The following is a 14,947-nucleotide window of genomic DNA, read 5'->3' as shown; positions in this document are numbered from 1 at the left end:
CATCAGTCATCAGGCTGTCATCTCACTGTCGTATTTTTCCAGCATCACCCAGGGTCGGGAACTTTCAGCAGTGATTCGCCGTTCACTTTCCTCCGCCAGCCTTCTGCGGCTGCTGATCCTGATGCTCTGTGCAGCGACGCTGGCCTTTCTATGGGGGCTTCATTCCACCCAGAAAGCCGCCGCCCGCCAGGATGCGCTGTCGGCCAAGGCCGCCGAGCACCTGAACCTGGCCAGCATCGTCGGCGAAAGCCTGCGCCAGTTGGTCGACCGGGCCCAGGCGGTGGGCCGGGTCACTCAGGACGACATGAAGGTACTGCGCCAGGGCAACTTCAGCCTGGCGCGGATCCTTGCCGAAGACCCTGTGTTCAAGCGCATGGGCTTGTACGACCGCTATGGCAAGCTGCTGTCGGCCAGCCACGCTGACGAGGCGCCTGAGTTGCCTGGCCCGTGGTTGCAGCAGCTTCAGCAGCACGTCGCACGCTACGGTTTCACCCCGTTCCTGCCGAGCATCCAGCCCCATGACCTGCCGGTCGCCCTGCCCACCTGGCGGCTGCCCTTCCTGCTGCCGCTGACGGGCCCCACCGGCCGTGAAATCGACACCATCCTGGTGGTGCAGCTGGACATCGGCTACCTGGCAGTGCTGTTCCAGCACATCGACCTGGGCAGCACCGGCCTGGTGCGGCTGCTGCAGGATGATGGCCTGGAGCGGCTGCGCATTGACACCAGCGGCGTGGCGATGGCCAGCGATACCTTGCAGCCCCAACTCACGGACCTGGGAGCGGACACGGGCGTGCTCACCCAGTACGTTGCCGGCGAAGCCTACCAGAGCCTGTACCGGCGGATACCTGAGCGAGGTTTCAGCGTGGTGGTCAGCCAACGCCAGGACGAGATCCTGGCGCCTTCGACGCGGGCTTATGCGCGGCAGTTCTGGTTGAACCTGAGCATGACCCTGATGATCATCGCCAGCCTCCTATGGACCTTGCGCCTGTTGCGCAAGCGGCAGGAGGCCTTCAATGCACTGGAGCAGGCCCAGCAGGTCAACCAGCAACTGATCGGCCGCCTCGAGGACGAACACCGGCGCAGCAGCCATGCCGCCGCCACCGACCACCTCAGCGGCCTGCACAACCGTCGCCAGTTCGTCGAAGTTGCCGGCCAGGCCCTGACCCACCAGCGTGGCAAGCGCCGGTTGATGGCGATCCTGTTCATCGACATGGACCGGTTCAAATCGATCAACGACTCCCTCGGGCACAAGATCGGCGACCTGCTGCTGCAGGCCGTCGCCGGACGCATTCAGCGCCTGCTGGAGCCGGGCGACGAGGCTTCGCGCTTTGGCGGCGACGAATTCGTGGTGTTGCTGGCCGGCGAACGCAGCGAGGAACAGATCAATGCCTGGGTCCGCGAACTGGTGCAGAAACTGTCGGCCACCTACGCCCTGGACGGCCAGGAAGTCAACACCAGCCCAAGCGTCGGCGTCAGCATCTGCCCGCGCGACGGCCAGGACATCGACAGCCTGATCCGCAGTGCCGATGCGGCGATGTATTCGGCCAAGCAGGCCGGGCGTGCGCAGTATCGCTTCTTCGACCCCTCGCTGAACCTGGCCGACATCCAGGCCTTTACCCTGGAGCAGGCGTTTGGCAGTGCCCTGGCCGAGCGCCAGTTCGTGCTGCACTATCAACCGCAGATTCGCCTCGATACCCAGCAGGTGCTGGGATACGAAGCACTGGTGCGCTGGGACCACCCCGAGTTCGGCCTGCTGTACCCGGACCGTTTCATCGAGCTGGCCGAGCGCAGCGGGTTCATTGTCGACCTCGGCTGGGAGGTGCTGCGCCTGGCCTGCGAAGCTTTGGCAAGCTGGGATGCCCATGGGAGGGAAACGCGGCTGGCGGTGAATGTATCGGCGCTGCAACTGCGTCAGGACGGTTTCGCTGCGCGGTTGCTGAGCAAGTTGCAGCGGCATGGGATCGCGCCCCAGCGGCTGGAGCTGGAAATCACCGAAACCACTATCCTCGACCCCGAGGGCACTGCAGTAGGCCACTTGCATGCCTTGCGTGGCGCTGGCCTGGGCATCAGCCTGGACGACTTTGGCCGCGGCTACGCCGGCTTCGCCCACTTGCACTCGTTGCCATTGAGCAAGCTGAAGATTGACCGCTCGCTGATTGCGCCATTGTCCAACAGCCCAGATGACAGCCCGATCGTGTCTTCAACCATCATCCTGGCCAAGCGCCTGGGCCTTGAAGTGGTTGCCGAAGGCGTAGAAACCCGTGAACAGGTGGTGTGCCTGAAACTGGCCGGCTGCGATATCGCTCAGGGCTATCATTTCAGCCGGCCGCTGTCGTCCGCGCAGTTGCTCGACTACCCGCCATTCAACGGCGTCGAGCAAGCGGATGCACCCGCGCACACCGGCAAAGGTGCACCCACCGGGTACGTAGCATCTACACCACAGGCGATGCGGGACAGCCGAACCTTTTCGGTTTAAGGTGTACTCATCCTCACCGGCTCCCCGCACCATGACCGACATCGAGCGCTACCTGCGCGCCGCCACCCGTGACAACACCCGGCGCAGCTACCAGGCTGCCATCGAGCACTTCGAAAGCCATTGGGGCGGCTTCCTGCCAGCCACCGCCGAGAGCGTCGCCCGCTACCTGGCCGACCATGCCGACCAGCATGCGGTCAGCACCCTGCGTCAGCGCCTGGCCGCACTCAGCCAATGGCACGTCGCCCAAGGTTTCCCCGACCCGACCAAGGCACCTTTGGTACGGCAGGTGCTGCGCGGCATCCGCACCCTGCACCCGGCACCGCCCAGGCAGGCTGCCCCATTGCTGCTGCAGCACCTGCAAACCGCCATTGGGCATTTTGAAGAAGAAGCCCGCCAGGCCCGTGAACACCACGACCTGGCAGCCTTGCGCCGGGCCCGGCGTGATGCTGCACTGCTGCTGCTGGGCTTCTGGCGCGGCTTTCGCGGTGATGAGCTGGCGCGTCTGCGCATCGAGCACATCCAGGCCGAAGCCGGCGTCGGCATTACCCTGTTCCTGCCGCGCAGCAAGGGCGATCGCGAGGCCTTGGGTGTGCAGCACCGCACCCCTGCCCTCAAAGCCTTGTGCCCGGTCACGGCCTACCTGCAATGGCTGGAAGTTGCCGGCATTGCCCACGGGCCCGTGTTCCGCAAGCTCGACCGCTGGGGCAACCTCGGCGACAGCCCGCTCAACAGCAACAGCCTGGTGGGTCTGCTTCGGCGCATGCTGGAACGTGCCGGGGTGCCTGCGGCACTGTACACCGGCCACTCGCTGCGGCGCGGTTTCGCCACTTGGGCCACCGCCAACGGTTGGGAATTGAAATCGCTGATGAGCTACGTGGGCTGGAAAGACGCCAAGTCGGCGCTGCGCTACATCGACTCGGCGCAACGCTTCGGCGAACTGGCCGTGTTACCGGCCAGCCAGGCCCAGCCGCTCATTCCCTGAAGCTGTGCCGGGCGATGCCGCCGGTTTCCGGGCGGATGGCATACAGGTCACCGGCGTCAGGATAATGGTGCAGGTCCTCGGCACTCATGCCAAAGCGCGCGGTACTGATGTACAAGGTATTGAGCCCGGGGCCGCCAAAACAGCAACTGGTCGGGCATGGCACCGGCATCAACACCTGGTCGGCCAGGTGGCCGTGGCGATCATAGTGGAGCAAGCAGCTGCCTTGGTACTGGCATACCCACAGCCCGCCTTCACGGTCCAGCGCCAAACCGTCTGGCCGGCCGAGCTCAGCAGGTGTTTCGGCAAACAGCGTGATCGCGCCCAGCCGGCCTTCGCTGAGGTATTCAGCGCAATAGATCGCACGCGCCGCCGAATCGACGAAGTACAACGTACGGCCATCCTCCGACCAGGCAAGGCCAGTTGGCAGTGCCAGGTCATCGTGGATCACCTGGTCGCTCAGATGCCCGTCAAAACGGAACAGGGCCCCGGTGTTGCCACTCAGGGCATCGTCCATCAACCCGGTGACAAAGCGCCCCTGCGGATCGCACGCGCCGTCATTGAAACGGTAGGACGGCCGCGGATGCACTGACGCCGAGTGCTGGCGCACCTTGCGCGCCGGCACATCGTAGATCGCCACGCTGGCATCTTCGGTGAAGATCAGGTTACCGCGGTCGGTCAGTGCGAGTGCGCCAATCCGCGCGGCAGACTCGTAAAGGTTCTCGACTTCGCCATCTGGCGTCAGGCAGTTGATACGACCGCCGGAAATGTCGACGAAGTACAACGTGCCGCTAAGCTCCTCCCAGACCAGGCTTTCACCCAGGTCCGCGCGGGTGTTGGCGACCTTGACCGGCACGTAATTGCATTCTTTGATGCGGTTCCAGCGCTCAGCCACTTCCGTCAGGTCACCGGCCTGCACCCGGCCCAGGTCACGTGGGTAGCTGACGCCGCTGTTTTCATTGAATCGCGTAGCGGTGAACTGGCCATTGCTGGCCCTCAGGATGTAGCCTGTGTCATGGCACAGCGCGCTGGCCAGGTACAACACACCGGGCGTAACCCATTCGGGTTTCAGCTCTTGCGGCGGCTGGCTGATACCCCACATGCGGGTTTTGGCCACCGGCGAAATCGCATTGACCAGAATCCCGTGCTCCTGACCCTCCATGCTCAAGGCATTCATGATCCCAACCTGCGCCATCTTGCCGGCGGCATAGGCCACCAGCCCAGGCTGTGCGTAGCGCTGGTACATGGCGCGGTCCGAAGTGGTCAGTACTACCCGCGGTGCAGCGGAGCGCTTGAGATGGGGCCAGGCGTGCTTGGCCAGCCACACCGGCGCCTGCACGTTGATACCCAGTGCACGCTTCAGGAAGCCGTCTTCCTGTGCTTCGATACGCTGGTAATCGACCCAGCCGGCGTTATGGATGAGGATATCCAGCGCACCGAAATGGGCAATGGCCAGCTCGATCAGCTGCTTGCAGGCGCCCTCGTCGTCAAGCTGACCGGCGTGCCCAACCACCGCGTAGCCCTTGGCGCGCATCGCTGCCAGCGCCTGTTCGAGCGTCGACGCATCCTGCCCTTGTCCTGAGCGATCGGTGCCCAGGTCACTGATCACTACCCGCACCCCGCGCTTGGCGAGCGCCATGGCATAGGCCAGGCCCAGGCCCTGTGCGGCCCCGGTGATGACCGCTACTTTATTGTGGAAAGGGTCTGGAACGGGCATTTCTGGCTACCTTGGATTCTCCTTTTTAAGATATCAACAAAAAAATCAATGACTTAATATTAAAAGCATGCAACTTTGATATCTCATGGATATCACCGCCGGCCCACGGCTTTGCAGGAATGCTGGATGATCGAGACACGTCTGCTCAGGCAGTTCATTGCCGTGGCTGAAGAGCTGCACTTTCACAAGGCCGCCGAGCGCCTGCACATGGCGCAACCGCCGCTGAGCCAGGCGATCAACCGGCTTGAGGAAAAGCTCGGCTTCAGCCTGCTGCTGCGCAACAAGCGCGAGGTGCGCCTGACCGCCGCTGGCACGGCGTTTCTTGACACCGCGTACCGCACACTGGCCGAGCTGGATCAGGGTATCGAGTACGCCCGCCATGTGTCGGCGGGGGTCAGCGGCAAGCTGAGCATCACCGCCATTTCCATCGCCTACTACGACGCGTTGCTCGGCACCTTACGCCGCTTCCGTGAAACTTACCCGAACGTACAACTGACCATTCGCGAGATGCCTTCGGCCTCGCAGGCCAAAGCGCTGTTGGCCGGTGAGGCAGACATCGGCTTCATGCGCAGGCTGCCCCTGCCTGCAGGTACCCTCGAAGCACGCTTGCTGCTCGACGAGCAGATCGTGATGGCCTTGCCCGCCGCCCACCCCAAGGCGCAATCGCGCGAGATAGAACTGCGCGAGTTCGCCGAGGAAGATTTCGTGTTCACCCCGCAAGCGTTGGGCGGCGGGTACCATGCGCAGTTGATTGCACTGTGCCAGTCGGCGGGGTTCTACCCCAAGGTGGTACAGGAGGCGGCGCAGATCCATACGCTACTTGGCCTGGTGGCCTGCGGTTTTGGGGTGGCCCTGGTACCGGCTTCGTTCGCCAGCTCTACGTCGCGCGAGCGGGTGCAGTTTCGCCCGATCCGCCCGCTTGATGACCAGCCCGCCCCCGGCATTGGTCTGTACATGAAATGGAGCGCCCAGAATACGTCGCCGGCCCTGGCCAACTTCATCGCCCTGTTCGAAAACCAAGGCGTCACCGGCGACTAGGCGCTGTCTGAAAGCCTGAAGCGAAGGTCAGGCAAGACGAAAACGGCCGCGCAAGATGCTGTTCAGCACTGCTTGGCACAACGCCACAGACGACCGATATCACAGGCGCGCGCCTGAAGCAGCTCGGCGGCATTGGCACACGCCTGCTCCAGGCTCATCGGCCCACTGGCCAAGGCGAACGCAGCATCGACACCATGGCCATACAACTGCTGGTAGCCCTCACCCAAGGTGCCGGCCAGCACCACCACCGGCACACCATGACGCTTGGCAACCCGCGCCACCCCCATCGGGGTCTTGCCGCGCAGCGTCTGCGCATCGAACCGCCCCTCACCCGTCACCACCAGGTCGGCGCCCTGCACCAGGGCGTCAAGACCGGCCAGTTCGGCCACCACCTCTACCCCGGGGCGGAACTGCGCCGCCATGAATGCCCGGGCAGCGAAGCCCATGCCGCCGGCAGCACCGCAACCCGGCTCGTCCCGCACATCCACACCCAGCAGCCGCGCACAATGGTCGGCAAAATGCCCCAGCGCCTGGTCCAGGGCCTGCACCTGCTGCGGATTCGCGCCCTTCTGTGGGCCGAAGATCGCCGACGCCCCATTGGCGCCACACAGTGGGTTATCGACATCGGCTGCCACTTCGAATTGCACTTCGGCCAGCCTCGGGTCGAGGTCGCTCGCGTCGATCCGGGCCAGCCTGGCCAGGGCCAGGCCGCCCTCTTCCAGCGGCTGACCGTCGGCGTCCAGCAGACGCAGGCCCAGTGCGCGCAACATGCCACTGCCGGCGTCGTTGGTAGCGCTGCCGCCAATGGCCAGCACCACGCGTTGGGCACCGGCAGCCAAGGCGGCGGCAATCAGCTCGCCAGTACCCCAGGTGCTGCTGCGGCAGGCATCACGCTGGCCAGTCGGCACCAGTTGCAAGCCACTGGCCTGAGCCATTTCGATGATGGCCGTGCGGCTGTGCGACAACCAGCCCCAGCCGGCCTCGACGCTTTGCCCCAGCGGCCCGCGCACAATTTGGCGGCGCAGTTCGCCGTGGCTGGCAGCCAGAATCGCATCCATGGTGCCTTCGCCACCGTCGGCCATCGGGCACTCGACCAGCTGTGCGTCCGGCCACGCTTCGCCAAGGCCCGCAGCAATGGCGCGGGCAACAGCGGCAGCGTCGAGGCTGTCCTTGAACGAGTCGGGGGCAATGACGATCTTCATGGGGATTCTCCTGTCCTGATGGCGGCATGCTGACAGTTGTACGCCCAAGCGGCCTCGGTCAAATGCACAAAACGCCGGCCGGGTTGTTTGGGCAGATGCCTTTGTGCCTGCGGTCTGAACCTTTGGAGGACAATCACCGGATCGTTCACGGTCAGTCTGGGGGCAACAGTTGCAACCCCAAGTACAAGCTGAACATCCCTTCCATGCGCAGCGGGTCGACTTCGCCCAACTCGGCAATCCGCTCCAGGCGGTAGCGCAGGCTGTTGCGATGAATGCCCAAGGCATCGGCACAGGCCTGGCTCTGGCCGTCATGGGCACACCAGGCGCGCAGGGTGGGCAGGAGCTGGCCGCTGCCGTCTTTCGCGCGAATACGCAGCAACGGTTCCAGCAGTTCATCCAGCGCGTCATCGTTGCGATGGCGCCACAGCAATGCCGGCAGCCGGTAGCGCTGCAGGCTGAGCAAGCGTTCGCCAGGCACTACCTCCCGGCCGTAAGCCAACAGGTCACGTACCCGGCGGTAACCGCGGCGCAGCTGCTCCAGGCTCTGCGCAGCGCTGCCCAGGGCCAGCCGCTCCACCTCCCAGCCATGTCGCTGCAAGCGTTCCAGCAAGCGCGGCTCGTCCAGGGGCAGCCCGGCCGGGCGACACCACAGCAGCGAGTGGCGCGCGGGGCTGACGCACCAGCTGTCCGGGTAGCGGCTGGTCAACCACGCGGCAAGCGCCTCGGCGGCCGGCCCCGAGGCCAGCTCGAACAGGCACGGTACCCGTGGCAACTGCGGCTTGAGGCCCAACTGCCGGGCTTCGTCGAGCAAACGCGGGGAGTCACCGCTGCCCCCCAGCAACAAGGCCAGCAAATCATCACAGCGCTGTCGACGCCATTTCTGGTCGGCCTGCAAATGCCGTTGGGCCAACAGCATTTCGGCGGTCATGCGTACCAGTTCGCCGTAGGTGCGCACCTGCTGCGGGTCGCCTGTCAGGCCTAGCACGCCCATCAGCCGGCCATCGAGCATCAGCGGCAGATTCACGCCGGGTTGCACGCCCTTCAGGCACTTGGCCGCGTCAGTATCCAGCTCGACGATCCTGCCATTGGCCAGCACCAGCTGCGCCCCTTCGTGACGGGTGTTGATGCGCTCCGGCTCGCCACTGCCAAGAATCAGGCCCTGGCTGTCCATGACATTGACGTTGCAGGGCAGAATGGCCATTGCCCGGTCCACGATATCCTGTGCCAGGTCATGGTCGAGTTCGAACATTGAACGGTCCTTTGGGTGTTAGGCTTTTGGGCCCGGGCACAGCAGCCCAGGCCGATCGCTGTGCAAAAGCACAAAGACAGGCACGCCGCAGTCCCCGAGACTCGTCAGGGCGAGCGCCGGAACAGGCGACGCGGCGACAACCATAACAACAGAGAACCCGATCATGGCACACAGCCCCGCCCCTGACCAAGGCATGGATACCTCCCGCAACGCGCTGTACCGGCGCATCACCCTGCGGCTGATTCCGTTCATTTTCATCTGCTACCTGTTCAACTACCTGGACCGCGTCAACGTCGGCTTTGCCAAGTTGCAGATGCTCGACGCCCTCAAATTCAGCGAAACGGTATACGGCCTTGGCGCCGGCATCTTCTTCATCGGCTACGTCTTGTGCGGTCTGCCGAGCAACCTGGCGCTCAACCGCTTCGGTCCGCGGCGCTGGATCGCGCTGATGATGATCGCCTGGGGCAGCCTCTCCACCTGCCTGCTGTTCGTCAGCACCCCCACCGAGTTCTATACCCTGCGCCTGCTCACCGGCGCTGCCGAAGCCGGTTTCTTCCCCGGCGTGGTGCTGTACCTCTCGCGCTGGTTCCCCGCTGCCCGCCGCGGGCGCATCATGGCCCTGTTCATGTCGGCAATCCCGGTGTCGGGCCTGCTCGGCGGGCCGTTCTCCGGGTGGATCCTGCAACACTTCGCCGCCGGCCAGCACGGCCTGGCCGGCTGGCAGTGGATGTTCCTGATCCAGGGCTTGCCGACCGTTGCCCTGGGGGTAATGGCGGTGTTCCTGCTCAGTGATGGCTACCAGAAAGCCGCGTGGCTGAGCCCGGCGGAACGCCAACTGATCGCCGCCGATCTCGACGCCGATGCCGCCAGCAAGCCGAACACCGCAGGCGACAGCGTGCTGGCCGTGCTGACCAACCCGCTGATCTGGACCTTCGGTTTTGTCTATTTCTGCATCCAGAGCGGCGTGTACGCGATCAACTTCTGGCTCCCCTCGATCATCAAGGGCATGGGCTTCGACAACCCGCTGCTGATCGGCTGGCTCAGCGCGATCCCGTACCTGCTGGCTGGTGTGTTCATGATCCTCTGCGGGCGCTCCGCCGACCTGCGCAACGAGCGCCGCTGGCATTTGGTCGTACCGATGCTGATGGGCGCCATTGGCCTGCTGATCGCGGTGAACTTCGCCGGCACCCCGAGCATCGCCATTCTTGGCCTGTCGATCGCCACCATGGGCGCCCTCACCGGCCTGCCGATGTTCTGGCCCATGCCGACTGCGCTGCTCAGTGCCAGCGCCGCTGTCGCCGGTTTGGCGATCATCAACTCGGTAGGCCAGATGGCCGGTTTTCTCAGCCCGTACCTGGTGGGGTTCATCAAGGACCAGACCGGCTCGACCGATGCCGCACTGTATTCGCTGGCCGCGCTGATCGTGCTGGGCAGCCTGGTGGCCTTGCGCGTGACCCGGGCGGGTGTGTTGAGCTCTGCACTCACCCGTTGAGGCATTCGCGGTAGATTCCGGCCACCTCGCCGTCACGCTAAAGGGCTACCGTTGCGCGGTAGCCCTTTAGCACGATTATCATCTTCATCAGGGAAGATGGTGTCCCCGTCACCGCCAGCGTGTCACCCGGCGGGTTAAAGCTTCCGATCGTCAGATCAACGCATCCCCCTCGCTACCCAGGCGTCAAATGGTTTCAAACCCCCTTGGAGAAACCCCATGACCGAGCACGCCGTGGCCCGCCTGGACCAACTCGACGAACATCGCCCCCTGCGCGTCCAGGCCGGTAGCGAAGAACTCATCCTCGTCCGTCAAGGGGAGCAGGTACACGCCTTTCAAGGCAACTGCCCCCATGCCGGGGCGCCACTCGACGAGGGCGTAGTCTGCGGTGGCCTGCTGGTCTGCCCCTGGCACAAGGCTGCGTTCGCCGTTGACGACGGCGTGGTCTGCGAGCCACCTGCACTGGCCGACCTGCGCCGCTACAAGGCGTGGGTCAAGGGCGATGAAGTCTGGGTCGATGACCAGCCCCTGCCACCGATCGAGCCGCCAAGGCACAGCGACGCCCGCTGCTTCGTGGTGGTGGGTGCCGGTGCTGCCGGCAGCGCCGCAGTCGCCACCCTGCTCAACCATGGCTTTTCCGGCCGCCTGGTGTGGGTCGACCAGGAGCGCCAGCCCGCCTACGACCGCACCGCACTCAGCAAATTCGTGATAGCCGGGCAGATGGCGCCCGATGAGGTCCCCGCGCTGCTCGAAGCCGACGCACTGCGCAAGGGCCACCTGGAGCGTAAGCACGGCAAAGTGCGCAGCCTCAACAGCCAGAAACGCCAACTCACCCTCGCAGACGGGCAGCAGATCGAGTATGACGCCTGCCTGCTGGCCACTGGCGCTAAAACCCTGCGCCCTGAGCTCCCAGGTATCGACCTGCCAGGGGTGTTTACCCTGCGTTCGCGCGAGGATGCTGCCCAGTTGCTCGATGCCACCGAACCTGGCAAACCGGTGGTGATCGTCGGTGACGGTTTCATTGGCCTGGAAGCAGCCTCGGCCCTGCGCCAGTACGGCGCGCAAGTGCATCTGGTCACTCGCCAAGACGTCCCGCTGGCGCAGCAGCTGGGTGAACGCATCGGGCGCAGCATCCGTGCGTTGCATGAACGCAAAGGGGTCATCTTCCACGGCCCTACCGAGGTAGAGCGGATCGAGGGGCAGGACAAGGTCGAAGCCGTAGTGCTGGCCAATGGTGAGCGATTGCAAACGCCACTGGTACTGCTGGGGACTGGGGTAAAGCCGGCGACCGCTTTTTTGCAAGGCGTGCCGCTGGGCGAGGACAAGTCGGTGCGGGTCGACGCGGAAATGCGCGCTGCCGAGGGCCTGTGGGCTGCGGGCGATATCGTGACCTTCCCGTTGACAGGCCGCCCGGTCCGTATCGAACACTGGCGCCTGGCCCAGCAGCACGGGGTGATCGCTGCCGCCAACATGCTTGGCGAGCAGCGCCGCTATGCCGACGTGCCGTTTTTCTGGACCTACCAGCATGGCCGCACGTACGAAGTGCTGGGGCACGCGCAGGACTGGAACCGGATCGCGTTCGTCGGTGAACCGGAACAGGGTGACTTCATGGCCCTGCAATGCGTGGATGATCGCGTCGAAGCGGTGATCGCCATGGGCTACTCCGACACCATGGCGACGCTGTCGCAACGCATGAAGCGACCATTGACCTTGCCGGAGGCCATGGCGCTGATCGGTTGAGCAGCGCCTTTCAATGCACCCGGGTTGTGTGTAAAACAGGCAGGTCAGCCGATTGCAAAAGGACCCACGCGCATGATCTACCGCCCTCTTGGCCACAGTGGCCTGCAGGTTTCCGCCCTTACCCTGGGCAGCATGATGTTCGGCGAGCAGACCAGCACCGAGGACGCCCTGCGCATCATCGACAAGGCCTGGGACCAAGGTATCAACTTCATCGATACCGCCGACGTGTACAACGCCGGGCGCTCAGAAGAAATCGTCGGTGAAGCGGTGGCGCGCCATCGCCAGGACTGGATCGTCGCCAGCAAGGTCGGCTTCGGCCCGTCCGACGGCCTGCCCAACCGCAGCGGATTGTCGCGCAAGCACATCTTCAACGCCCTTGAAGCGACGTTGACGCGCATGCGCATGGACTACCTGGACGTCTACTACCTGCACCGTGAAGACCGCCAGGTACCCCTGGAAGAGACCGTACAGGCCATTGGCGACCTGCTGCGCCAGGGCAAGATCCGCTACTGGGGCGTGTCCAACTTCCGTGGCTGGCGCATTGCCGAGGTCTGTCACATTGCCGAGCGCCTGGGGGTACCCAAACCGGTGGTCAGCCAGCCGCTGTACAACATCGTCAACCGCCAGGCCGAGCCAGAGCAACTCACAGCTGCGGCCGCGCACGGTCTGGGCGTGGTGCCGTTCAGCCCGCTGGCGCGAGGTGTACTCAGTGGCAAGTACGCGCCCGGGGCAGTGCCGGACGCTGGCAGCCGTGCCGGGCGCCAGGACAAGCGCATCATGGAGGTGGAGTGGCGCCAGGAATCGCTGGCGATTGCCCGGCAGATCCAGGCCTATGTCGAGGCCAAAGGTGTGGGGATGGTCGAGTTCGCCATTGCCTGGGTGTTGAATAACCAGTGGGTGAGTTCCGCTATCGTAGGGCCGCGCACCGAGGAACAGTGGGAGACCTATGGGGGGGCGCTGGCGGTGAAGATCACCGCCGAGGACGAGGCGTTCATTGACTCACTGGTGACACCGGGACATGCGTCGACCCCAGGGTTCAATGATGTCGCGCATTATGTGAGTGGGCGGTTGGCCCGCAGCTGATCGTCTTCCTGTACTGGCCTCTTCGCGGGCAATGGGAGCCCAACGCCGGGCTCCCAGTCCCCCCTTCACCCCGGCCGGATGACTGGCTCATGAAAGGACCTTGATGGCCAGCAAATGCAGCGGATAGAACAGGTAACCCCAGCGCCCCACCGCAGGCACCCGCCATTCATCCTGCCGTAACAGCAGCACCCCGAGCGGAATCGCCAGGGCTGCGGCAACCAGTGTCAGCACCGTAAACGGTGCCAACAGGTGCTCGCGCAACCAGCTATTGGTCAGATTGCCGCCCGCAGCCAACAGGCAAGGCAACAACCCGACAACCCCACCTTGCCTGCGCGCCATCAAGCAGGCGCCCGGCAGCAACACCCCCGGCAACCCATACATCAGCTGCTCACGCAACAACCAACCTGCCAGCAGGCCGGCGATGCCAAGCACGCGTGCCGATATCAAGGGGTGATGCACACCCCAGGCAACCACCAGCCCCAATGCCAGGGTGGGCATCACGCTGAATGTCTGCGAGCCACTGTCCAGCCAACGATACGCAGGCTCGGACAGCACCACGAACATCAGCATCAGCGCCAGATAGCGCAGGTTGCCACGGGTATACAGCGCCCCCGCCCCGGCTCGCCCCACGTTCACTGCTATCGCCAGGCAGAACAGTGGAAACGCCAGCCGCCCCAACACGAACAGGCCATCGGTCTCGGGCCACAGAAAACGCAAGTGATCGACGACCATGGTCAACATCGCCGTCCATTTGACCAGATCCAGCCCGGCCGAGCGCACTACCTAGCGCTCGCGCTCGACGGGGCTGACGCCCAGATAGCGTTCGGTCCACACTGCCAGAGGCAAGGGTGGTTGCTGCTCGATAATGCGCCGCCAGATCAACGCCAGGTCTGCGCCGTTGAACATCGAACCTGGGCCAGCGCCCTGAAACATCGAAGGCACATCGACAATCCAGCGCCCCTGGTTGTCACGGTGGGCCATGTTGAAACGGAAGGTGTAGTTGCCTGGAATACCCATACGCAGGTCGGTGACCACCAGCGCATCACCGATCTGGTCGTAGCGCAGCCAGTCATCGGTGAACCAGCGCAACCGCTGGTGCAGGGGATCATCGCTCAGCGCTTGCGCAAGCTGCAGGTTTCGCGACAGGCGCTGCATCTCTGGCGCTTGTCGGTCGAATGCACTGCTGATGCCTTCGTAGTAGTCCCCTTCCGCGGTCTTGGCCAGCACCCGCCAGACCAGGCTGTTGAACGCGATCGGCACGGCGCGGACCTCGCTGGTAGCGATGCCGCGCTGGTGCAGCGCCGCCTCGAAGCGCTGCTCGGCCGCCATGCGCCCGGCAAGGCCAAACCCCAGGTAGGCGGTACTGAATACCAGCGCCAGGGTCAGCAGGCGTTCAGCCCTGGCAGTCACGCCCTTGGCGATGGCGTAGATGACCGCCAGCAGCAGTGGCACGGTATAGACCGGGTCGATGATGAACACCGCCGCCCAGCTTTGCGGGGTACCTTGCAGCGGCCAGAACAGCTGCGTGCCGTAGACCGTGAAGGCGTCCAGCAACGGGTGGGTAACCAGTACCAGCCAGAATGCGAGGAACAGCCTGGGCAAGGTATAGCCCTTGCCAGGCCAGCATTTGTTGACCAGCCAGGCCAGCAGCAAGGCCAGCCCCGTGAGCACGAACAGCGAATGGGAAAAGCCACGGTGATAGGTCATCTGCGACACCGGGTCGGCGTAGCGGATGATCACATCGAGGTCGGGCAGCGTGCCCAGCGCTGCACCATACAGCAGCGCACGGCGGCCCTGGATGCGACCGAGCACGGTGCCTTGCAGGGCAGCGCCGAGTACAGCTTGGGTGATGGAGTCCAAGGGGTGCATTCCTGGCAGGTGATTGCTGAAAACTACCCTCAACCAAGGCGGATAGGCAAATGCCTGCCTTGTTGCTGATGCAACTGCCCACCTGGGTGCGCTCCTGCAAAAGGC

At 64.4% G+C, this 14,947-nt stretch carries 10 protein-coding genes and 2 pseudogenes; 6 read left to right on the top strand and 6 right to left on the bottom strand.

The genetic code is table 11. The annotated features are described in order from the left end of the window. Positions 1-70: 70 nt before the first annotated feature. Together E8E68_RS12250 and E8E68_RS12245 are read left to right on the top strand one after the other, a co-directional pair. Positions 71-2,377 (top strand): annotated as a pseudogene (locus E8E68_RS12250) (EAL domain-containing protein); the annotation flags it as partial. Positions 2,378-2,507: 130 nt separating this feature from the next. Next, entirely contained in the window at positions 2,508-3,458 is a 951-nt protein-coding gene (locus E8E68_RS12245; RefSeq protein ID WP_280341771.1) for a site-specific integrase, read from the top strand. Here the strand turns inward: E8E68_RS12245 and E8E68_RS12240 are convergent. Together E8E68_RS12240 and E8E68_RS12235 are read right to left on the bottom strand one after the other, a co-directional pair. Next, positions 3,448-4,557, bottom strand: a complete 1,110-nt coding sequence (locus E8E68_RS12240) for an SMP-30/gluconolactonase/LRE family protein (protein ID WP_266034245.1) — start codon at positions 4,555-4,557, stop codon at positions 3,448-3,450. The genes E8E68_RS12245 and E8E68_RS12240 overlap by 11 nt on opposite strands. A 57-nt stretch (positions 4,558-4,614) precedes the next feature. Beyond that, positions 4,615-5,094 (bottom strand): annotated as a pseudogene (locus tag E8E68_RS12235) (SDR family oxidoreductase); the annotation flags it as partial. 204 nt (positions 5,095-5,298) lie between these two features. Between E8E68_RS12235 and E8E68_RS12230 the strand changes: the two are divergent. Further along, entirely contained in the window at positions 5,299-6,210 is a 912-nt protein-coding gene (locus tag E8E68_RS12230) for a LysR family transcriptional regulator (RefSeq protein ID WP_280341768.1), read from the top strand. Positions 6,211-6,272: 62 nt separating this feature from the next. Here E8E68_RS12230 and E8E68_RS12225 read toward each other — a convergent pair whose 3' ends face one another. Both E8E68_RS12225 and E8E68_RS12220 read right to left on the bottom strand, forming a co-directional pair. Then, positions 6,273-7,412: a glycerate kinase gene (locus E8E68_RS12225; RefSeq protein ID WP_280341766.1), complete on the bottom strand. Its 1,140-nt coding sequence runs from the start codon at positions 7,410-7,412 to the stop codon at positions 6,273-6,275. A gap of 151 nt (positions 7,413-7,563) precedes the next feature. After that, positions 7,564-8,661 carry a sugar diacid recognition domain-containing protein gene (locus tag E8E68_RS12220; RefSeq protein ID WP_266034201.1) on the bottom strand — a complete coding sequence of 366 codons (1,098 nt, stop codon included), beginning with the start codon at positions 8,659-8,661 and terminating at the stop codon, positions 7,564-7,566. Between the two features lie 163 nt (positions 8,662-8,824). Here E8E68_RS12220 and E8E68_RS12215 point away from each other — a divergent pair, with 163 nt between their 5' ends. The 3 genes from E8E68_RS12215 to E8E68_RS12205 all read left to right on the top strand — a co-directional run bounded on the left by E8E68_RS12215 (position 8,825) and on the right by E8E68_RS12205 (position 12,973). Further along, positions 8,825-10,153 carry an MFS transporter gene (locus tag E8E68_RS12215; RefSeq protein ID WP_266034198.1) on the top strand — a complete coding sequence of 443 codons (1,329 nt, stop codon included), beginning with the start codon at positions 8,825-8,827 and terminating at the stop codon, positions 10,151-10,153. Positions 10,154-10,369: 216 nt separating this feature from the next. Beyond that, positions 10,370-11,890: an FAD-dependent oxidoreductase gene (locus E8E68_RS12210; RefSeq protein WP_266034195.1), complete on the top strand. Its 1,521-nt coding sequence runs from the start codon at positions 10,370-10,372 to the stop codon at positions 11,888-11,890. Between the two features lie 72 nt (positions 11,891-11,962). Next, positions 11,963-12,973, top strand: a complete 1,011-nt coding sequence (locus E8E68_RS12205) for an aldo/keto reductase (RefSeq protein ID WP_280341760.1) — start codon at positions 11,963-11,965, stop codon at positions 12,971-12,973. A gap of 87 nt (positions 12,974-13,060) precedes the next feature. Here E8E68_RS12205 and E8E68_RS12200 read toward each other — a convergent pair whose 3' ends face one another. After that, positions 13,061-13,753 (bottom strand): TraX family protein, encoded by a 693-nt coding sequence (locus E8E68_RS12200; RefSeq protein WP_266034191.1) that lies wholly within the window; start codon positions 13,751-13,753, stop codon positions 13,061-13,063. 3 nt (positions 13,754-13,756) lie between these two features. Further along, positions 13,757-14,833, bottom strand: coding sequence for a metal-dependent hydrolase (locus E8E68_RS12195; RefSeq protein WP_266034188.1), 1,077 nt, complete (start codon positions 14,831-14,833; stop codon positions 13,757-13,759). Positions 14,834-14,947: the final 114 nt, after the last annotated feature.

Source organism: Pseudomonas sp. BN607, assembly GCF_029871175.1.
Taxonomy (GTDB): domain Bacteria; phylum Pseudomonadota; class Gammaproteobacteria; order Pseudomonadales; family Pseudomonadaceae; genus Aquipseudomonas.
Note: the sequence above shows the minus strand (reverse complement) of the source record. Positions and strands in the feature narration are given on the sequence as shown.

What these genes read in the sequence shown, in the direction of transcription:
- E8E68_RS12245 (WP_280341771.1), top strand. Translation starts at nt 2,508, where the DNA reads ATGACCGACATCGAGCGCTACCTGCGCGCCGCCACCCGTGACAACACC.
- E8E68_RS12240 (WP_266034245.1), bottom strand. Translation starts at nt 4,557, where the DNA reads ATGTGGGGTATCAGCCAGCCGCCGCAAGAGCTGAAACCCGAATGGGTT.
- E8E68_RS12230 (WP_280341768.1), top strand. Translation starts at nt 5,299, where the DNA reads ATGATCGAGACACGTCTGCTCAGGCAGTTCATTGCCGTGGCTGAAGAG.
- E8E68_RS12225 (WP_280341766.1), bottom strand. Translation starts at nt 7,412, where the DNA reads ATGAAGATCGTCATTGCCCCCGACTCGTTCAAGGACAGCCTCGACGCT.
- E8E68_RS12220 (WP_266034201.1), bottom strand. Translation starts at nt 8,661, where the DNA reads ATGTTCGAACTCGACCATGACCTGGCACAGGATATCGTGGACCGGGCA.
- E8E68_RS12215 (WP_266034198.1), top strand. Translation starts at nt 8,825, where the DNA reads ATGGCACACAGCCCCGCCCCTGACCAAGGCATGGATACCTCCCGCAAC.
- E8E68_RS12210 (WP_266034195.1), top strand. Translation starts at nt 10,370, where the DNA reads ATGACCGAGCACGCCGTGGCCCGCCTGGACCAACTCGACGAACATCGC.
- E8E68_RS12205 (WP_280341760.1), top strand. Translation starts at nt 11,963, where the DNA reads ATGATCTACCGCCCTCTTGGCCACAGTGGCCTGCAGGTTTCCGCCCTT.